This is a genomic window from Acinetobacter septicus, from assembly GCF_019355975.1.
In the GTDB taxonomy this organism is placed as follows: Bacteria; Pseudomonadota; Gammaproteobacteria; order Pseudomonadales; family Moraxellaceae; genus Acinetobacter; species Acinetobacter ursingii.
This window is the reverse complement of sequence record NZ_CP079899.1, coordinates 171304-190580: the sequence shown is the minus strand read 5'-3', so window position 1 is coordinate 190580 and position 19277 is coordinate 171304. Positions and strand designations below refer to the sequence as shown.

Annotated in this window: 18 protein-coding genes and 1 other annotated feature; of the genes, 3 read left to right on the top strand and 15 right to left on the bottom strand. The window is 35.4% G+C overall.

The features are described 5' to 3' along the window. The first annotated feature begins 23 nt into the window (after nucleotides 1-23). Nucleotides 24-2102, top strand: a complete 2079-nt coding sequence (locus tag I6L31_RS17445) for a catalase (RefSeq protein ID WP_005005850.1) — start codon at nucleotides 24-26, stop codon at nucleotides 2100-2102. Between the two features lie 67 nt (nucleotides 2103-2169). Here the strand turns inward: I6L31_RS17445 and I6L31_RS17440 are convergent, their stop codons facing one another. The 9 genes from I6L31_RS17440 to I6L31_RS18390 form a co-directional block, all read right to left on the bottom strand. Then, nucleotides 2170-2310 (bottom strand): hypothetical protein, encoded by a 141-nt coding sequence (locus tag I6L31_RS17440; RefSeq protein WP_004981682.1) that lies wholly within the window; start codon nucleotides 2308-2310, stop codon nucleotides 2170-2172. Nucleotides 2311-2588: 278 nt separating this feature from the next. Next, nucleotides 2589-3808 (bottom strand): IS3 family transposase gene (locus I6L31_RS17435; RefSeq protein WP_151833610.1). Its coding sequence is split into 2 segments (ribosomal slippage): nucleotides 2589-3532 and nucleotides 3532-3808, totalling 1221 coding nucleotides; the frame shifts between segments, so codons are not numbered across the junction. After that, nucleotides 3417-3533 (bottom strand) — a sequence feature (AL1L pseudoknot). (Overlaps the previous gene by 117 nt.) A gap of 47 nt (nucleotides 3809-3855) precedes the next feature. Next, entirely contained in the window at nucleotides 3856-4461 is a 606-nt protein-coding gene (locus I6L31_RS17430) for a UvrD-helicase domain-containing protein (RefSeq protein WP_228128632.1), read from the bottom strand. A 228-nt stretch (nucleotides 4462-4689) separates the two neighbouring features. Then, a complete protein-coding gene (locus tag I6L31_RS17425; RefSeq protein ID WP_005005861.1) occupies nucleotides 4690-5391 on the bottom strand; it encodes an IS1 family transposase in 702 nt (233 codons plus the stop codon). Nucleotides 5392-5425: 34 nt separating this feature from the next. Continuing rightward, nucleotides 5426-5824 carry a hypothetical protein gene (locus tag I6L31_RS17420; protein ID WP_005005864.1) on the bottom strand — a complete coding sequence of 133 codons (399 nt, stop codon included), beginning with the start codon at nucleotides 5822-5824 and terminating at the stop codon, nucleotides 5426-5428. After that, a complete protein-coding gene (locus I6L31_RS17415) occupies nucleotides 5824-6393 on the bottom strand; it encodes a hypothetical protein (protein WP_005005866.1) in 570 nt (189 codons plus the stop codon). The genes I6L31_RS17420 and I6L31_RS17415 overlap by 1 nt, the downstream gene beginning before the upstream one ends. A 12-nt stretch (nucleotides 6394-6405) precedes the next feature. Continuing rightward, nucleotides 6406-7080: a hypothetical protein gene (locus I6L31_RS17410; protein WP_005005868.1), complete on the bottom strand. Its 675-nt coding sequence runs from the start codon at nucleotides 7078-7080 to the stop codon at nucleotides 6406-6408. 12 nt (nucleotides 7081-7092) lie between these two features. Beyond that, nucleotides 7093-7998, bottom strand: coding sequence for a hypothetical protein (locus tag I6L31_RS17405; RefSeq protein WP_005005870.1), 906 nt, complete (start codon nucleotides 7996-7998; stop codon nucleotides 7093-7095). A 122-nt stretch (nucleotides 7999-8120) separates the two neighbouring features. After that, entirely contained in the window at nucleotides 8121-9650 is a 1530-nt protein-coding gene (locus I6L31_RS18390; RefSeq protein ID WP_005005872.1) for a secretion/conjugation apparatus DotM-related subunit, read from the bottom strand. Between the two features lie 1356 nt (nucleotides 9651-11006). Between I6L31_RS18390 and I6L31_RS17390 the strand changes: the two genes are divergently transcribed. Further along, entirely contained in the window at nucleotides 11007-11843 is an 837-nt protein-coding gene (locus I6L31_RS17390; RefSeq protein WP_005005874.1) for a ParA family protein, read from the top strand. Between the two features lie 9 nt (nucleotides 11844-11852). After that, entirely contained in the window at nucleotides 11853-12914 is a 1062-nt protein-coding gene (locus tag I6L31_RS17385; protein ID WP_005005876.1) for a ParB/RepB/Spo0J family partition protein, read from the top strand. Nucleotides 12915-12958: 44 nt separating this feature from the next. On the opposite strand, the gene I6L31_RS17380 is transcribed toward I6L31_RS17385, so the two are convergent. The 6 genes from I6L31_RS17380 to I6L31_RS17355 all read right to left on the bottom strand — a co-directional run bounded on the left by I6L31_RS17380 (nucleotide 12959) and on the right by I6L31_RS17355 (nucleotide 19000). After that, complete coding sequence (locus I6L31_RS17380; RefSeq protein ID WP_005005878.1) at nucleotides 12959-13786, bottom strand: hypothetical protein; 828 nt, start codon at nucleotides 13784-13786, stop codon at nucleotides 12959-12961. Between the two features lie 61 nt (nucleotides 13787-13847). Further along, nucleotides 13848-14938, bottom strand: a protein-coding gene (locus I6L31_RS17375; protein ID WP_141738495.1) for an IS4-like element ISAba1 family transposase whose coding sequence is annotated in 2 segments (ribosomal slippage) — nucleotides 13848-14398 and nucleotides 14398-14938 — 1092 coding nt in all. Because the reading frame shifts where the segments join, the coding sequence is not laid out codon by codon here. Nucleotides 14939-14971: 33 nt separating this feature from the next. Next, a complete protein-coding gene (locus tag I6L31_RS17370) occupies nucleotides 14972-16078 on the bottom strand; it encodes a ParM/StbA family protein (protein WP_005005883.1) in 1107 nt (368 codons plus the stop codon). A gap of 305 nt (nucleotides 16079-16383) precedes the next feature. Continuing rightward, nucleotides 16384-17679: an ATPase, T2SS/T4P/T4SS family gene (locus tag I6L31_RS17365; protein ID WP_005005886.1), complete on the bottom strand. Its 1296-nt coding sequence runs from the start codon at nucleotides 17677-17679 to the stop codon at nucleotides 16384-16386. A 27-nt stretch (nucleotides 17680-17706) separates the two neighbouring features. Then, nucleotides 17707-18516, bottom strand: a complete 810-nt coding sequence (locus I6L31_RS17360) for a type IV secretory system conjugative DNA transfer family protein (protein ID WP_005005889.1) — start codon at nucleotides 18514-18516, stop codon at nucleotides 17707-17709. A 37-nt stretch (nucleotides 18517-18553) separates the two neighbouring features. Then, nucleotides 18554-19000 (bottom strand): DotD/TraH family lipoprotein, encoded by a 447-nt coding sequence (locus tag I6L31_RS17355; RefSeq protein WP_005005893.1) that lies wholly within the window; start codon nucleotides 18998-19000, stop codon nucleotides 18554-18556. Nucleotides 19001-19277: the final 277 nt, after the last annotated feature.

Genomic DNA, 19277 nt, shown 5'->3' with positions numbered 1-19277 from the left:
GCAAATGTATAAGAGAATGTGATATGAAAGAATCAAATACACCAAAAATTGACCAACTTTCTGAGGAAGCATACGTGGATCCTATAGGTAAAACCCTTACCTCTTCTTTAGGTGTTCCCGTAGCTGATAATCAAAATAGTCTAAAAATTAATGAGAAAGGCCCTACTCTTCTCGAGGACTTTCTTCTAAGGGATAAACTTATTCATTTTGATCGTGAGCGTATTCCAGAACGTGTTGTACATGCTCGAGGGGTCGGTGCTCATGGTTACTTTCAAGCTTATACCGGTAATGAAAAATGGACTAAAGCTAAGTTCCTAACGGACACAAATAATCGGACTCCTATCTTTGTCCGTATTTCTACAGTTCAAGGTGGGCGAGGTTCGGCTGATGTCGTTCGAGATGTACGAGGTTTTTCTATAAAATTTTATACTGAAGAAGGAAATTATGATTTGGTGGGGAATAATATCCCTGTCTTCTTCATTCAGGATGCTATTAAATTTCCGGACTTTGTTCATGCAGTAAAACCAGAAGATGCCAATGAAGTTCCAACTGGTCAATCTGCCCATGATACTTTCTGGGATTTTATTTCTTTAAACACCGAAGCATCACATATGACTACTTGGATAATGTCTGATAGAGCAATTCCAAGAAATCTACGCTCTATACAAGGTTTTGGTGTTCATACATTTAGATTGATTAATAAGAATAATGAAGCATTCTTAGTGAAATTCCATTGGACTCCAAAGCAAGGGGTAGCTCAAGTCGTCTGGGATGAAGCCTTAAAAATTAATGGCAAAGATCCCGATTTTCACAGACGTGATCTGTGGGATGCTATTGAGCGTGGCAATTACCCGGAATGGGAATTAGGCGCACAAATTTTCTCTGAAGAAGATGCAAAACAATGGGACTTTGATGTCTTAGATGCTACAAAATTAATCCCAGAAGAACTTGTACCAGTCACTCCACTAGGTAAATTTGTTTTAAACAAAAATACAGATGATTTTTTCGCAGAAACAGAACAAGTTGCTTTTAGTCCTGCAAATATTGTCTCAGGTATAGATTTTAGTAACGATCCCCTTTTACAAGGACGGCTATTTAGCTATACGGATACTCACTTACACAGACTAGGTACGGTAAATTTTAATCAAATTCCAATTAACAAACCCGTTTGTCCTTTTCATACGAATAGACGAGGTGGTTATGCTAATCACGAAGTTTATAAAGGAAAGGCAAATTATGAACCTAATTCTGTTGATGAAAATTGGCCAAGAGAATCACCTAATGACAGTGGTGCCTTCAAGACACATCCTGAAGAAGTACAAGGCAGCAAACTAAGAGTTCGACCAGAAAGTTTCGCTGATCATTTCTCGCAAGCCACAATGCACTACCATAGTTTGGAAAAACATGAACAACAGCATATTAAGGATGCATATTCTTTTGAATTATCTAAGGTTAAATCGGAAGATATCCGCAGACGTGTAGTTTACGCTGTCTTAGCTAATATTGACTTGGACTTAGCTGAATATGTTGCGAAAGAGCTAGGTATTAAAACTCCCCCTAAACAGCAAGATAGTCTGCACCAACCCGTAATTGCATCTTCGAAAAGATTAAGTACCTCATCTTTTCCTGCATCTGATATTAAACAGCGAAAAATTGCCTTGCTCGTTCATAACGGTGTAAATGCGTCATCAATAGATGATATTAAAATATGGGCTGAAGCAGAAAAAGCTATTGTGGAAACTTTAGCACCGAAAGCAGCCCCTGTTAAATCTAGTGATGGCAATGAAATACCAGTAGATGGGAGACAAAATGGCGAGCCTTCAGTGACTTATGATGCCGTAATCGTGGTTGATGGGAATAATTTAGAAGTATTTAAGGCTGATGGAGTTTCTAAACATTATGTATTAGAGACATATAAGCATCTCAAACCTATTGTTTTCCTCGGTGATAAATGCGCTTTAATAGATGAGTTTCAGCTCAGTAAGGATGCAGCTCTATTCTCTACTCAAAATTTTAAAGAGATCCAAGATCAATTTAAACAAGCTATTCAAAATCACCGTTTGTGGGATAGAGAAAAAGTTGTCGCAGCTATTCCAGCATGAATTTATTTGAGATTAAAAGTAGTGTAAGCATTTGATTTCAAAAAGCCCTCGACGAGGGCTTTTTGATCTACTTCTGCTCTTTAAGCGGGTTCTCGGGCTCTTCATTAGGTTTTTTTTGGGGATCCGGATTCTGATAGGTTTTCTGATCACCCTTGTCATCGTTTGATTCTTTTTGAGGATTGGACTCTTGCGTTTGTTTATTAGTCATAGCGATTCCATCACCAGTATAGCTTATATAAATAAATATGACTTGTAGAGCTGAGTATCAATTATAGATATGTAAAACTCACTGTTTTTAGGTTTAATACTGCAAATTCTTATGTGAGCACTGCGTTGACGATACTAAATTGTTTTGAAATCATTTTATTCTTAGTTGGGTTATTATTTGAGCGATGATTACAAAGAATAAAAAGGGATAAGTCTATGTGCGCAAACTTTGAAGCTATCTGAACCGTACCAGGTTTGTCGGAGACTTTTTTATTTAAGTTAGGCCACCTGACCTAACGGGTTAATCTTATCATAGTACATTGCTTCAAACTCAAAAGGCGATACATAACCCAGTGCACTGTGTACACGCTTTTTATTGAACCAATCTACCCAGTTTAGTGTCGCAAGTTGTACATCTGCTAAACCTTGCCAATCTGCTTTTAAATATTCAATCACCTCTGTTTTGTATAAGCCATTCACCGTTTCAGCCAGAGCATTATCGTATGAATCACCAGTTGTACCGACTGATGCTCGTAAATTTGCAGCTTCTAAACGATTGGTATAGCGAATAGAAAGATATTGAACACCTCTATCGGAATGATGAATCACATTCTTTGGCATGCCTCGATCGTGCAATGCTTGCTCCAATGCATCGAGCACCATATCTGTATTCATCCGTGTCGATACTTTCCATCCAACAATTGCTCGTGAGAACACATCAATAACAAATGCGGTATATACCCAGCCTGAATGAGTTTGAATATAGGTAAAGTCACCCACCCATAGTTGGTTTGGATGATCAGCATTAAAATTACGTTTCACTAAATCATCTGCCCGTTTTTGGTCATCTCGGCTACGGGTGGTTTGTTTATTCTTACCTCGCCAAACACCTTGTATACCTAGCTTTTTCATTAATCGAGCAACTGTACAACGTGCAATAACATAACCCTCACGTTTTAATTTTTGCCAGACTTTACGTACACCATATCGACCTGAACTTTCCTTCCAAATTCGTTTAATTTGTTCAGCATGATGCTCATCATGTAGATCTCGTTTCGCTTGATGTTCTGGATTGTCAGCGAGATCTAAAGTTCGGTAATAGGTTGAAGCTGCGATCGGTAAAATCCTACAAATCGCATCAACACCATATCGATCTTTATTGTTATGGATAAAATCCACCATTATTTGTATGGGCGGTCGAGCTCCGCCTGGGCGAAAAAAGCGGCTGCTTTACGTAGAATTTCATTGGCACGCTTTAATTCTTTAATTTCACGTTCCATTTGCTTCATTTTTTCTTGATCAGATATCTGTTGTACTTTGGCAGGATTTAGTTGATCCAGATGCTTTAAATACCAAACACGCAATGTTTCAGGAGTACAACCGATTTTAGGAGCAATAGCTGTGATTGCTGCCCAAGTAGAAGGATAATCTTTTTCAGATTCAATTAGTAATTGAACCGCTCTTTCTCTAATTTCGGGGGTATATTTTAATTTTGTCATCGGGATAGTCTCTCAGAATATTGACTCTCCGACAAACCCGGTACGATTCAGTGTGTAATACCATAATCACCGTTTGGATCAACTACATCATTCCAGATCATTTTCGCAATTGAAGTGATTTTATCTTCAAGAACGTCATTGCGCTTAATTGATGTTTGTTCTTTTAATGCTATGTAAGCATGATCATTGGTAACAGTCTGATCCACTGTCATACAAAAATAACGTAATGTATTAAGGATAATCAGCGCTAATGTTAGATCGGTGAGTTGTCGGTTTTTCCCGTTGTACTGAAATCGAATGTTTTCAAGTTTAAACTTTTGAACAATATCTTTAGGAAGTAACGTAGGCTTGTTAATCTTATTTTTCAGCCAACCGGGTATATTTCTGTAAGCTAGGGAATGGAATGTAGAACATGTGACTGAATTCAATCCATATTCAGCGAATTTTTGATTAGCTTCATCTGCCATCTTTTTATTAAATGATAGATATAGTCCAAGCTTACCTAGTTGTTGCAAAGCACTACTACAGTGGATCAATGTCGTAGTCTTACCAGTACCAGCAAAAGCAATCAATTTAAAACTGGTTTTTAGTCGTGTTGCCTTATCAATTGCTCGTTGCTGTTCACTGGTAGGTTTTTGAGTAATTTTCTTCACAACCATTGCTTAATTTCGTGCTAGAAAAGAACTTGGTTTTTTGTTTTTCATTACAAGCACATCGCTTTCAACAATTTGCATCTGGCTTGCTAAAAAGTTAACTTGTTGCTTCAGTTCGTTTATATCGCTTTTTAGTTCAACTACTTGCACTTGCATGTCAAGGTTTGAATATTTGAGCTTGTTATTCTCAGTTTCTTTCTCGGTGGTGTTTTAAAAAGTATGCTGACATTAAATGAAGCCATTATTGATGTAAAAGAAGGTTAAGTCGAAGGCTTTAAAATGGTTTTCAAGCTTTTTGGAGAAATTGCAACTTCTTCTAAAACCACGCCTTATTCGATGCCTTATTTTGCAATTATTACCTTCAATTCCTACAGTAAACAACTTACCAATACTTTGCTTGCAGTTTTTAAAAGCAGTGATGAAACTGTCCCAATGATCACTTGCAATTCGGGTGTAGTGAATACCTAATTGTTTAAGCTTTGTCTTCAACCTTTGGACTGTAGCTAAATCTCTCTTACCCCAAACATAAGCAACAATCTCACCTGTTTCTCGATGGTAGGCGTAAATAAGCCATTGTTTATTATTTTTATTTCCAACAAAAGTCCAGAATTCATCTACTTCGAGAGATTCATAATGACTTTGTTTAGGCTGAATTTGATAGGCCGATTCAGTTAAAGTCCGTAAGACTTTACCGATACTAATGCGCTCAACTTCAGCGATATCTCGTATACCGCTGCCTCTGACCATTAACTGTAATATTTTACGAGTAATGCCAGAATTACATCCTAGATAGCTCAGAGCATGGTCACCAATAAACTGACGTTTGCAGTCTTTGCATTGGTAGTTTTGTTTCCCATCTACTTTGATGCCATTTTTCTTTATACTGTCACTGAGGCAGGTTGGACATTTGATTTCTAGAGTTATTTGCATTTCTCTATTTTATCAAAATTCAACCTGCTTTTTTTTAGCATACTTTTTGATACACCACCTCTTTCTCTTTTAGTGCTGCCTGTAATCTTTTGATTTCCTGTTGGCTCTCTATGTTAGCCACATTAATATTGCTTTTGCTTTGAATATTTTGTGCTTGAGAAGATGTACTCGCAATTGGAACAGGTGTTGGCTTCGGTTCTACTGTGCCATTATATTTGGTTGTCTCTGAGATCTTATCCCATAGTGAATATGTGCGTAATGGCGCTGGTATATTTTGATTTGGTGTTGAAAAACTGGTGCGTAAAGCATTTGCACTGTCTTTAGAAACAATGTCTCCAGAACTATTAATTTCAGTAAAGCCAGCATAAGCAAGTGAAACAACTGTTGAAACTGCTACTGCACCAATTACCTTAAAATAGTTTGATTTCTTCATTAGAATGCCCCTTTCAAACGCTTATTTTTTGCCGTTTGATTTGATGATTTTCGATTGATTGTGTTGTTTTCTAAATTGATAGAAACACCTACATTCATGACCTGATTTTTCTGTGGGTTGTATTGAATAAAGACCAGTTCTTTTGCATATTTCTTTGCGTGTGTTAAACGTTCAGCATGAATTTCATCAAGATTAAATCTGATTTGCATTCGCGATATATACAGCTTGAATAACTGATCATTTACTTCAGCTAAATTTAAAACTAAGCCTTTTTCATCTATAGAAGCAGACTCGAAAGCTAAATCATTTAAAAACCAATTTTCGGGTTGTATTAGTAAATAAAACTTTTCAACTTCGCTTGTGATTGCATATGAAAAACAAAACTCATTCACCTGATAGGTGCTTAAACAAATGGTTTCATTGTTATAGCCACGTTTCATGTTTCGGTCATATGAGCTCAACCACCAAACTAAATAGTGTCGTGCTTCCAACTCTTTAACGGTTATTTGTGCTATTTCTGAGGCCTTTAGCTGTAATGCTTCAAGGTTTTCTATTCGTCTAGCTCTCATAGATAATTCACCTTATTTTTCTTTAAAGCATGAGTTATCAAAAGCCATTGAGTTAGGATCTAACCCCATGTTTTTAAGAGCCAAGGCTTTACCGTCAAGTTCAGGGTTATCAGATGTGCTTAGTTGTTGCGAACTTGTTTCTGAAGATGCATTTTTCGCATTAGTACCTGAACCTAAAAAGTAACCGCCTCCAGCAAAAACAACTACTGCAGCTACAATGCCCATAGCTGGCCAAGACTTTTTAAAACTAGAGAATCTATCTTCTAAAGATAAGCTGTATTTTTCTTCATTAGAACGTATAGTGCTGTCTGTAACATCAGCCTTATATTCATTTAGAGCTTGATGCCAAACTTCCTTTATGTAGCTTTGAAGTTCATTTGTACTGAAACGAACCTTGCTTTTGTTTAAGTAATAGCATGGCTCACTAATAAGAATTTCTGTGTTTTCGTCAGAATTTAAGAAAACTTGTCCTCTAAACAAATTATTCTCGACCTGATCAAATCCTTTGATCGTTAATAGTAGATCTGTGGCCTTTGCATCTATATTGAAGATGCTCACCTGGCGATTTCTATCCGTATCTCCAGAAAGGTCAGAATCTAAAAACATAGACTCATTGTTTATCTTAGAGAAATAAGGTGAAAAGTTACCGACAATCGATTGGAAAGCTTTCAATTGAGTTTTGTTCATCTCAATTCCCTCTTATTTGAAAATATAGTCAAGAGTGGCTGTTTCTGAAGTTCCTCTACGAGCTTCAACTTTTCCAGTCTTTTTATTTACAAAGATAGCAACTGGTACACCAGCAGTTAGTGGCTGTGGCTTTTGTCCAGCGCTACGAATTGCTTCTCGCTGTTCACGATCTTCTTTTGGCATTGCAACAATATCTTCGTGATAGAAGAAGATAGATTGAAGAGCGCCTAAGTGTTTATCCAACTCAGCAAGTTCCTGTGGTGTAGGAATCACTTTAATTGAGTTAATTTCTTCATCTGTTCCATTAAAGGTTTTATTAATAGTATCTTCAGATGGTTTACGAAGAATTCCAGCAGCTAATTGTTTTCCGTTTTCACTTTGGTTTAGAACTAAAGCTGGAATCCATTTAATAGTTGCACCGCTTTTAACGTATGAGCGAGAAAGGTTGAATGTTTCGTGGCAATATTTACAGCGTGGATCGTAAATGATGTAAACAGTGTTGTTATCATTCGCTTTTCCCTCTTTAAACCCTGAAAGCGTTTTTACAGCTTTAAAGACTGGATGATTGTATGCACTGGCCAAATTCCCAACGGAAGCTGTTGGTTGTTGTGCTGGTGCATTCATTTTTTTTGCAGTTAATTTAAGAGGCTCAGATATATTTTTTTTAGTAGCAGAATCCCAAGCTGTACCATGTAAGATGACTTTTTCATCGGATGTTGTAAAAAACACCGCATTTTTCCCATTAGGTGCCTCAAGAATCCAAGAAGTTAAACCTCCACTAAAGGGTTTAACTTCTTTTACTTTGCCCATTTTTTGCATCTTAGAAGTAAGGTCCTGAGATGGTGCAGCGTAAGTAGAGATTGTAATAATACTAATAGCGCAACTTGCTACTATTTTAGTGAAATTATTTAAAAGCATTTTAGAGTATTACCTTTTAAGCCATGTTTTAATAGTATAGTTAAAATATGGTTTTAAAAAAATAGTTAAATAAAAAAGACCGGTGTTTTAATACCGGTCAATTATAACTTATAAGTATAAGACTAAAACCCTTTTTGCTTGTTTTTTTGTATTTCATCCTGTGGTATTTCTACACTCACCATATCAAAAACATGATCATCACTATACTTAAAATCATCTTTATAATTGTTTTTAGAGTTATAAGATCCGTTGTTTAATTCCTTGTCCGTAAACTCTACTACTCGAATAATACTGTTTACATCTTCAGCAGCTTTTTGTCTAGCTTCAGTCATGGCAAAACTCAATAATTCGTATTCAAAACCAACAAGACCAATGTTAAAGTCTGGCTCTTCTAATGGCTTCCCTAATTTCACCTCAATTAGATAATGCGAGATTGGACCTAAACCCTCACTAAACAAAGACGGTCTACCAATATTCTGTATGAATGCGTATGCAGTTCGATTGTATAGTTTTAACCAGCGTATATCTGTTGGTGGCATTACACCTAGCTGTCTTGCTGTTAATACAACCTCACACAAAATAGTTCTTACATATGCATGGTTATTAAAAATCTTAGTAGCAACGGGATGTTTAATGTATTTGTGAATTCTTTTTCTAAGGAAGTCAAAATTAAACCCTACAAGCTTACGATCGCCCTCAACATACTGATTTTCAATTGTAAACAATGGGTTGCTAGGTATATTTTTTGTGCAAATATCCCAATAGTAATTAATTAATGTTGTTGAATCTTTTTTGATTTTACGGAACTCTTCATCATCCATAGATTCATCAGTCGCACATGCTACTGGTAAATACAAAGCTAGCAAAATTGTATCAACATCGGATAAATACGATAATTCATCGGGTGTTGTTTCTTTTGAACTATCAAGGGTTATCCAAAGATCCCCTAGTTGTGCACGTAAGACATTTAAAAACTTCTCTTCATCTATGATAGGTACTGTTTCGCTTTTATCATTATATTCTTTCGTTACTCCGTTGATTGTAATGTTCACAAGGCGCTCTTTTGTTCCTGTAATTAACTCATGCCTATTTGCAAACTCATAAGTTGAATCAAGCGCTTTAAAATGACCATTGTTCGTATCATATTTTGACAAGTCTAATGGACCAAAAACCTGTAAGTGTCTTTGGTTTGGAATTTGTTCCTCTATGAACTCTTCTAGGTTCATGCTTTTGATAAAGCCCCGTGCTGGATGCTCGCTGTTGAAGCGGTCATAAGCTTTCTTTATCCAAGGTGTTGCCAGCAAAAATATTAATAAATTCCATGCTTGACTGGCTTTTGAAATTTGAAAAATAGTGACTTTGCTAAACTTATTTTGACAAAATAATGGAAGCCAATTGTTTGTTGGTTTACATAGGTGTTCTGTCGAATACACCAACTCACTTAGTAAAGGTACGTAATTAAGCCCGATAGCTTTGAATAGGCTATGTATCCACCATAGAGGAATAATTAAAATGCCTTTTGTGTATACTAAAAACCCTACAATTTGAGGTTTATAAGCAAACCATACAGCCAAAAAAGCCACTAAAACCATAACAACAGTAAATATATAAATATGATTCTCATGTACAAGCTTATCTTTTGGATCTGCCATTTTATACCCTATTAATATGTGTATTGTTGAGTATTATATAGTTAATATTGGTTTTAATCTAATTCCCCTTAAACCTTTTAAGGATTTTAAGTGTGGTTTTAAGATGTTGACTAAAGTGGCACTTAATACCTTTTAAAGCTTAAATCAGGTCAACCTCAACACTAAGCCAGTATTCTTGGTCAAATACTAAAAAGAATGAATAAGAAGCCCTCCCCTACTAGACATTTAAGTGTATTAATCGCCTATATTATAAATTTCTCTATAAATATTGTTGGTAGTCTTTTTAGTGAATAGGGCACTCCCCTACTCAGCTAATATAGATCATTTTCAGTTGTGCATTTCACTACGTCTACTCATTTGTTTAACTGTAAGTAGTAGTAAGCCCTCCCCTCTTCTTGGCAACTCCCCTGTTATCAGTCTGATAATGAAAAAACCACGCTAAGGAATCTAAAGCTGTTATCAGTCTGATAATGAAAAAACCAACGATTAAGAATCTAAAGCCGTTATCAGTCTGATAATGAAAAAATCAACGATTAAGAATCGAAAGCTGTTATCAGCCTGATAATGAAAAAACCACGCTAAGGAATCTAAAGCTGTTATCAGCCTGATAATGAAAAAAACCACGATTAGGAATCGAAAGCCATTATCAGTCTGATAATGAAAAAACAACGATTAAGAATCGAAAGCCGTTATCAGTCTGATAATGAAAAAACCACGCTAAGGAATCTAAAGCCATTATCAGCCTGATAATGAAAAAACCACGCTTAGGAATCTAAAGCTGATATCAGTCTGATAATGAAAAAATCAACGATTAAGAATCGAAAGCCATTATCAGCCTGATAATGAAAAAACCACGCTTAGGAATCTAAAGCAGATATCAGTCTGATAATGAAAAAATCAACGATTAAGAATCGAAAGCCGTTATCAGTCTGATAATGAAAAAACCAACGATTAGGAATCTAAAGCTGTTATCAGTCTGATAATGAAAAAACCAACGATTAGGAATCTAAAGCCGTTTTCAGTCTGATAATGAAAAAACCACGATTAGGAATCGAAAGCTGTTATAAGTCTGATAATGAAAAAAACCACGCTAAGGAATCTAAAGCTGTTATCAGCCTGATAATGAAAAAAACCACGCTTAGGAATCTAAAGCTGTTATCAGTCTGATAATGAAAAAAACCACGCTTAGGAATCTAAAGCTGTTATCAGTCTGATAATGAAAAACACATAAGATATGGACACATGTTAGGCATATAGATTGAAAAAGTTAAAATATATTAAAAATAAAGTGAAAAAGTATTTTAAATATTTTTCAAATATTGTATTGTTTGACTTTACTTGAAAGGTGATTGAAAAATGGAAAAGAACTCAGGAAAAACTTATATTTGTACAAGCATCCATTTTAAAGGTGGTGTGGGCAAAACAACATCTACAGTGAATTGTGCTGCTAAGCTTGGAAAATTAGGTTATACGGTTTTAGTAATCGACTTAGATAGCCAACGTAATGCAACAAAACATATTTCAAATGTTCCAGATATTGACGATATAGATGGCACTCTAAAAGATATTTTTGAAAACTATAAAACAATTAACATCCACGATGTTATACAAGGTCCAGATAAAACCAACTTTGAAAATGTATCTTTGATTCCTTGTGCTAAAAACATTCGTGATGTTGAGATCAATATTCAGCGTTCTAGTCCAGTTCCTAATGAAATTATTAGAAGTGTATTAAGAAAGATAAAAGGGGATTTCGACTTTATTTTGTTAGATTGTCCACCGCGAATGGAAACTTTAACTTTTAATGCTTTGTTAGCATCAAACAGTTTATTAATTCCATTACAGGGTGAATACAGTATTCAGGGTTTGGAAGATATACTTAACTCTATGGATGATTTAGAGACAAGCAATCCAGATTTAAAAATTCTATCGCCAGTACTAAACTTTTATAACAAGCGTAATACAGTGGATCTTACCTTGGCTGAAGATATTCGCAATGAATATGCTCAACCAAAATTACAAGAAAAACTGGTAAATAAGGAATTAATCTGTATTCCACATGCTACGGTTTTTAGTCAAGCATCATATGTTAAGTGTTCCGTATTTGATCTGGATGCTGGAAAAGAAACACCAGCAAAACAAGCAATTAATCAACTTGTAGATCTAATGGTTTCTGAATACAAAAAATTATAAGGTGCTGATATGAACTTTAAAGATAAAGTAAAAAGTATGAAAAAAACACCTGTTGCTAATGCAACAGGGAGTGACGCTCAAGTTACTGATGTAAAAGAAAATACAGCGACTCCAGCCATAGAAGAGGGGAGTCTTAACCCACTAGCTAAGCGAGAAACAAAAAATATTGTTAGCGGATCTCATTTAGAATCAATCGACATTGATTTAATTGATCCATCACCTTATCAACCACGTATCATGAATAAACGTGTATATGAGAAGTTGCCAATTTTGGCTGCTGATATAGAAATTAATGGACAAATTAACCCAATTACTGTTCGACAGAAGGGTAATCGTTACGAGTTAATTGCTGGTGAGAGACGTTTTAGAGCAATTAAAGAGATTTTAAAGCTAAAGAGAATTACTGCTTTAGTTAAAACATCTATGAATGATGATAAAGCTGCTATAACAGCTTTATTGGATAATACTGCTAGACATAATCTTACAGATTTTGAAAGCATATTAAAAATCAAGCAATTATGTGAAGAGTTCGGTTATCCTTTTGAAAGTTATGAATTTGTTACTGAAAAATTTGCGATTGATAAGTCGAAGTATTTCCGTCTCAAATATATTCTAGACTTACCTGAGTTCATTTTGGACTCTTTGAACGAAGATCCTGAGCTAATTTCTGGATATATTGCTCAAGAAGTGAATACCGCAATAAATAAAGCTTTAGAAACTAAAACCGAAAAAGCAATTTTCGACTTGTTAAGACCAGAATGGGATAAATACGTTGAAGAATTTAAATCCACGGGCAAGCGTCATAAAGGATTTATAGCTATTTTGAGTGAAGAAGAAAAAGCAAATAAGGCGACTAAGCCTGAAAAAACTGAAGAAGCTACTACTGAAGAACAATCGAGTAAGAATAAATTCGATTTTAAAACAGATAAGGGCGTTAAATTTGGTTCTATGAGTTCTGAATGTGGTACCAAAGGTAAGAGTGTACTTAAGTTGCGAGTAGCCTTGGATGCCGATATTACAGAAGAGAAAGCTAGAAAAATTGAAGAGTTTTTTAAGAGCTTGAATGATTGAAGTTTCAAAACTTTGAATGAAAAAAACCGGCATTGCCGGTTTTTTTATAATAGATCTGGATTAAAAGTCTTGTTAAGCCAATCCGAATTACTTGGATTGGTTACTGGTTTTGATTCAGATACGTTTTGACTTGGTTTAGCATTGTTAATTTCGGATGTTTCGGTATTTTGAGATGTTTCAACGGTAGGGGAGTGGTCCTGAATGTTTTTATGTTCAGTATGTTTAGCTTCCTTTATCTTAACTGCTTTTTGAACAGGAACCTCCTTGCTCTTGATAGAATCAGTTACGGGCTTTTTAGGTGATTGTTCACTTTTCTCCTTACTACTTTCTGGTATTTGTATGGTGATATGATCAAGATACTTTTTTTCAAGATATTCAATATCATACACATAGTAAGCAGTATTAAACTTGGTGTATGTTTCAACACAAGTACTTAAACCAAACCTTAATAGGAAAGAATTGACAGAATATAGGCTTGCCATATCCTCATTAACTTCATACAACTTATAAAGGTATGAAAGCTCAATTAGAACCGCTATACCAGCATGTAAAACAGCAGTTATGTAATTTCTACGAAGCTTTCCTTGAGGATGTTTTTTAATTGAATTAAATAGTTTTTGATTTGCATTTTTATCTATTTTCATTCGTACAGGCTGTGCAAACATCTCGTCTATTTCATTTTGCACTGGCGCATTTAGAAAAATCTTCTGCTTGTCAGTACAAAAGATAAATCCCAAATACAGCAGACTTAAACTAAAAGCGTTTAAGTCTAGACCTGGTAGATTTCTATTAACACTACTAATCACATCAAGATCTTCTCTTGTTAAGTGAATTAATTGATAGGATAGTTGTATGTAGTTTGAATCTGTCATTTGATTTCTGCGTACATTTTATACATGTATTTAGCTAACTTATCTCTGTACACGACAAATTTCACAGAACCCTTATCCTATCAGGGTTCTGCCTTCTTAAAATTGCCAAAATTTCCTTAAACTCTTCTTTTTTCCCAAAACCAATTAAACGCTGAATCGCCATTTGAACATAGTCTAAACCATAGCGAAATAAACTCATTGAGAGTCGTCCATGCTTCTTTATTTTTATCACTTTTTTTTGATCATGTTGCCATTCACCCGTTAAGTAACACCAACAGAAGCTTATAGCTAACACCGCAATCAATTTTTTCACTCGTCTAGCGTCTGTCAAGCGCGTATTTTCAAGATTAAACCCGCGTCCTTTGAGACAACTGAATAAGGTTTCAATTTCCCAGCGTAATGCATAATCCTGAATAGCATTGGCATTAAACTGAGGAGAAACGACGAGTAAAAGCTCTCCATTTTCTAACTGTAGTGCACTTATATATAGTTTCACCCGACCAACCAAAATCCGTCGTTTACGACATTCAATTTGACCAACTTTAAGATGGCGAAATAAATCACTAATTTTATGATTCTTTCCTAAATGATTGGTGACAATGAAGTTTTTTTAACACGAATGCAGAAGTTGATGTCTTGTTCAATTAACCATGTAAACCACTGCTCACCGATAAACTCTCTGTCTGCGAACACATTCACAATACGGTCTTTACCAAAAATGGCTATAAAGCGTTGAATCAAAGCAATGCGCTCTTTCGTATCTGAATTTCCACGTTTATTAAGCAATGTCCAAAGGATAGGTATCGCTATTCCACGATAAACGATTGCGAGCATCAGGATATTAATATTTCGTTTTCCCCATTTCCAATTGGTTCTATCTAAAGTCAGTTGCACTTGGTCGAATGAAAACATATTGAAAATCAACTGAGAAATTTGACGATAATCAAAATACTGACCTGCAAAGAAGCGCTGCATACGTCGATAAAATGATTGTGGTAAGCACTTGATGGGCAAGGCTTTAGATGCAGAAGAAAGATTACATGTTTGCTTTAAAATAATCACAAGCATGATGAGCGCAAAGCACTTTAAATGTGACTTGTTCCATTTTAGATATTTGTTTAAGATAAGATATAACTCATTGAGATGTGTCATAGTATTCGTCGTTAGAAAACAATTATTATGACATTATTTCAATGAGTTATCTATTTTTGTCGTGTACAGAGCTAACTTATATAAACCTTTAGCATTGGCGTACTCTGGTGATTCTGCGATTCTTACGTTCGGTAAGTCGTACTTTTCTTTAATCTCTTTTTCAAGAAAAGCTGCACCGCCTCCACAAAATAATACTAATGCTAAATCATCTCCTCCACCGATCTGTTTAGAGATAAAGTTATTTAATTCGATCATGAATTCGTTTTTAGCTTGCTGAATTAAACCTGTAATATCTTTGGCTTGAGATCCTATACCATAATTTCCAGATTTTAGTGCGAAATCTAGCCAGTTAGCGTTAACCGTTTTATAGCCAGATTCAAGAATTAAGCTAGTGATTCGTTCATAGATGGTAAGAATACCAAGGTTACGTGATGTAGAACGATGGCCATCAAGCATGTTTCCTCCATCTAATGTGACTACAATATCAGTGGTTTTACCGCCAATATCGATTACAGCACATTCAGAACTTATTAAAAGATCACTATCTTCTGACCCGTTTCCGTGTACATCAATAATCTCATTAAAATAAGCTGTTTGAGCTTCACATTTAACAATATGTCTTTTAATGATATTAAGCGGTTTACCAGCTTTATGATCTTTTAAGTTGTAGCAAACATCACCATTGAGTAGAAAATTAGTTTTCATATCAATAAGTGGCATGTTTTTGGTTTTTTCAGGTGTGTAATAGCGACTAACAGGAAGTGAAGTAGCGATTGCAAACGCTCTACCATCATATGTTCCGATATGGTCAATATAGGCCTTAATTGCCTGGTGTATTAGTGCCTTGTTATATTCAGATGTCGGGTATTCATCTGTTCTGGTATCTAGAGGAACACTACTATTGATCTTCTTACCAACTGTATAAAGGTTTTCATTAACTTTAACCACATAATAGTCAGTAGATTCCTCTTCGCCAGTGAGGACTTTTCCTGAATAAGCAATACTAGGAATAGTCAGTTTGATTTCATTTCCATCTGGATCTAGACCAGCATAAAGCTTTGTACCGCCATGTCCATCATCAATACCTAGAACAATATAACGTTCTTCAATCGCTGGTTTTTCATTTTGAGTATTTTTCATAAGTTTACCTTTCAATTTTTCAAGATTTACAACGAGTAACGTCTTCTACCGCGTCTAGTGTATTTATTGCCCCCAAAAACTAAGCGTCTAAGAGCAGAGGGGATATAGCTGTATTTGTATTTAAATACTTTTTCAATAACCAATGTTGCTACTATCAAGCCGATGAAAAGCATAAGTTTGAATAAGGAAAACTTAATAACAACAGCTAGAAAAGGTATAAACAAATATCCGTTTAAACCGCCCCATAGGATTAGATTTAATCTAAATTGCGACCAGTGTGCATATTGATCATCCATATTCGCCTCTTAATAAATCAGTTTGTAATAGTAGTCTTCATGCAAACGACCAGCTTTGAGTAGATCGTCAGCTTGTTTCCTGAAACTCTTACTGATGTTTGGATCTGAACCATCAGAATTAATCATTAACTCTCGAATAAACTTCTGTTGAGCATGAATATCATCAATTAAAAGCAATTGTTCTTTAAGTTGAGGTGATAAAATTAAGTGTTCCCTTACAGCAAATACCTTGCCGTTCACATCTTTAACAAGACGTTGAGCAATCAATGTATAAACTGAACCAATAATGTCAGCTGCAGCCTGAAGATGTTCTTCATGCTTAAAGCGCTTCAACATACGTGGAATAATTTTGTCTACTGTGGTTGCGTGAACCGTTGCAAAAACAGGGTGGCCAGTTAAAGAAAGTTCTAGAGCTGCAGAAATTGTTTCTTTATCTCGCAATTCACCGATTTCAACTGCAGCAGGACGTCTACGCATCGCCTCTCTATTTGCATCCGCAAAAGTCTCGAAGTTATTGGGGATTTCACTTTGACTAACAATACTGTGTGTGCTTTCAATTGCGTCATACTCGTATTCGATAGGCTCATTGTGAGTTAAAATATTTCCACGAATATGAGTATTATTTTCCAACACATAGCGAATATTTGAAGCTAGTGTTGTACTTTTACCAGAACCAGTGATACCGCCGATGATGTAGCAACCATTGTGAGGTAGTGATCTATTGATGAAATCTTCATCTAAACCCACTTTTGAAAAGTGAGGGGGGATGCCAGAAATTGTACGTAACGTTATCTGAAAAGAATCTCCAGATCCACGATACGAAGTTCGAGATACGTTCACACGAAAGTTATAACGAGTTTCCTTACCTGAAGCGTCTTTCTGCAGAATACGATATGCCTTATTAATAAACTTATTATTAATAAGGACTAAGTAGGCATTTTCATCAGCAATCGTTCTTAGGATGTGTAAAGCTTCATCACGATTGATAATACGGTGTGTTAACGAATATAAGTCCAAGTCTTTCATCATTGTGATGGGGCGATCTGGACTAATGAAAATATCTGAAGCACCATGAGCTAATGCTTCATATAGAAGACTTTCAAATTCATCGCGACTTTTAAACCCTTGTTTCGGATCTTTGTATGTCGTTATGGCTGTTAATGTAGCCAAACCAAAACCACGACTAGAATCGTAGTCTTTGCGAATGTCTTTGGTAGCTGTCAGAATCTTATTTTCAGATCCTTTAATCTTGTTAACATCAAATAATGCAGATTTTGCTTTTAATGTCGAAACCTTCATTTGCATTTAAAACTTCCAATTGAGTTAGCGAACTTAAGGTTCGCTAACAAGGTTAATTTTTGGAATTTGATAGCTAGGTGCAATTTGTTCAGGTTGGAGAATTGGTTTCCAAGTTTCAATATTTGAATTGAACTGCGGTAATTGTTGGATTTGAAGCAATTTCATATCAAGAGCAATAGTGTCTTGTGTAGAAGTAACAGCCAGTGATTGACTGCTAATTGCTGGCATTGATAACTTGCCCTCTAAAACAAACTTATGGAAAGTAACCATCCCCAAATAATCTCGTTTAAGACGATCTACTGCATCTTCAACAATATTTCGGCCCTCAACTAAACCCATTTCATAAGACTTAGCAGCAGTCTCTTTCCATATTTTTCGTTCTTGTTCGTTAGCTGGTAACATTTCTTTCGGAATGAAAGTCACGTAATCAACATTGCTATCAAGTGTAGGGAAAACAAGGTACTGACGCCAATCAGGTGCACGAGTACTGAAACGAGCTTGTTTCAAGATTTTATAAGTCTGCTTAGTCGTCTTGTACGACATGGCATTAGGTGTCTCAGTTACATCTTTTGATTCAATAATAACCGGGGGAACAACAACACCTTTGATCATGTAAGGTTTAAAGTTAAAGATTGTATCAAGGTTACGCTCTTGGCTTTTGATGACCTCACGAGAGTTGCTTAAATACGTATTGATCCCTAACTTAATACCTTTTTGCTTAACCAATTCAAGCATGGCTTCATAACGAGCTTGCTGTTCAACATTACTAACATGAACTTCTAAAGAAGACTGGTTAGATGGGTTTAGTAGCTCTTGTAATGAAGCATTATTAGAGTAGTCCATAAAAACTCCAGATATTTATAAAAGGATTTAAAGGGTGTTAGTTATAAGTCAATAAAATACTTTTATTTTGATGATCTAGAGTTATCGAAGCAGTATTTAAATATGCAGAAATATTGCGTAAAGCTTCTACACCCGTAACACGCTTTTTATTAAAATTAACAATTGGAAGCTCATGGGTAGGACCAGCTTCTACAAAACGGTATCCGTATTGGCTAGAAATACTTTTAATTAAAGGTATTGGATCGCCTATGTAGTCGATATTTAAAAGGTCATGGTTGATGCTACCTTGTTTCTTCTGAGCAGTTTGCATTTGAATTGCAGTAGAGTTCTTTAAATTCTGTTGTGCAATTAAAGCCTCTTGAGATGCTTCAGATATAATAGATAAAGGGCTTGCTACGTTTAATTGCGTTACATCACGACTAGCACATCCAGATATCATTAAACCAATTGCAAGAACGCTTAAAAGCTTTTTATTGTGCTTCATTTTTACTCCGGATTAAGTGGGTATAAAGACAAAATGATTTTAGTCTAAAAACTTTTAAAATGCACTTTATTAATTATAAAAAACCCCTTAAAAGGTATAAAGCCGACTTTTAGACACTCGCTTAAACCTAATTTATAAGCTTTAACGTATATCTAAGGCCGTTCTTTAGGCAGTCGTACCTGGCCTAAACAAGACAAATCTGTAAAAAATACTCTTTTTAGGTGCATTGTCTGTCCAAAACAATGCTTTTTTTTAGTAGTACTTATCTGAAATGGAA

Excerpts from the sequence above, each read along its gene's own strand:
- I6L31_RS17445 (WP_005005850.1), top strand. The coding sequence starts at position 24 with ATGAAAGAATCAAATACACCAAAAATTGACCAACTTTCTGAGGAAGCA.
- I6L31_RS17440 (WP_004981682.1), bottom strand. The coding sequence starts at position 2,310 with ATGACTAATAAACAAACGCAAGAGTCCAATCCTCAAAAAGAATCAAAC.
- I6L31_RS17425 (WP_005005861.1), bottom strand. The coding sequence starts at position 5,391 with ATGCAAATAACTCTAGAAATCAAATGTCCAACCTGCCTCAGTGACAGT.
- I6L31_RS17420 (WP_005005864.1), bottom strand. The coding sequence starts at position 5,824 with ATGAAGAAATCAAACTATTTTAAGGTAATTGGTGCAGTAGCAGTTTCA.
- I6L31_RS17415 (WP_005005866.1), bottom strand. The coding sequence starts at position 6,393 with ATGAGAGCTAGACGAATAGAAAACCTTGAAGCATTACAGCTAAAGGCC.
- I6L31_RS17410 (WP_005005868.1), bottom strand. The coding sequence starts at position 7,080 with ATGAACAAAACTCAATTGAAAGCTTTCCAATCGATTGTCGGTAACTTT.
- I6L31_RS17405 (WP_005005870.1), bottom strand. The coding sequence starts at position 7,998 with ATGCTTTTAAATAATTTCACTAAAATAGTAGCAAGTTGCGCTATTAGT.
- I6L31_RS18390 (WP_005005872.1), bottom strand. The coding sequence starts at position 9,650 with ATGGCAGATCCAAAAGATAAGCTTGTACATGAGAATCATATTTATATA.
- I6L31_RS17390 (WP_005005874.1), top strand. The coding sequence starts at position 11,007 with ATGGAAAAGAACTCAGGAAAAACTTATATTTGTACAAGCATCCATTTT.
- I6L31_RS17385 (WP_005005876.1), top strand. The coding sequence starts at position 11,853 with ATGAACTTTAAAGATAAAGTAAAAAGTATGAAAAAAACACCTGTTGCT.
- I6L31_RS17380 (WP_005005878.1), bottom strand. The coding sequence starts at position 13,786 with ATGACAGATTCAAACTACATACAACTATCCTATCAATTAATTCACTTA.
- I6L31_RS17370 (WP_005005883.1), bottom strand. The coding sequence starts at position 16,078 with ATGAAAAATACTCAAAATGAAAAACCAGCGATTGAAGAACGTTATATT.
- I6L31_RS17365 (WP_005005886.1), bottom strand. The coding sequence starts at position 17,679 with ATGCAAATGAAGGTTTCGACATTAAAAGCAAAATCTGCATTATTTGAT.
- I6L31_RS17360 (WP_005005889.1), bottom strand. The coding sequence starts at position 18,516 with ATGGACTACTCTAATAATGCTTCATTACAAGAGCTACTAAACCCATCT.
- I6L31_RS17355 (WP_005005893.1), bottom strand. The coding sequence starts at position 19,000 with ATGAAGCACAATAAAAAGCTTTTAAGCGTTCTTGCAATTGGTTTAATG.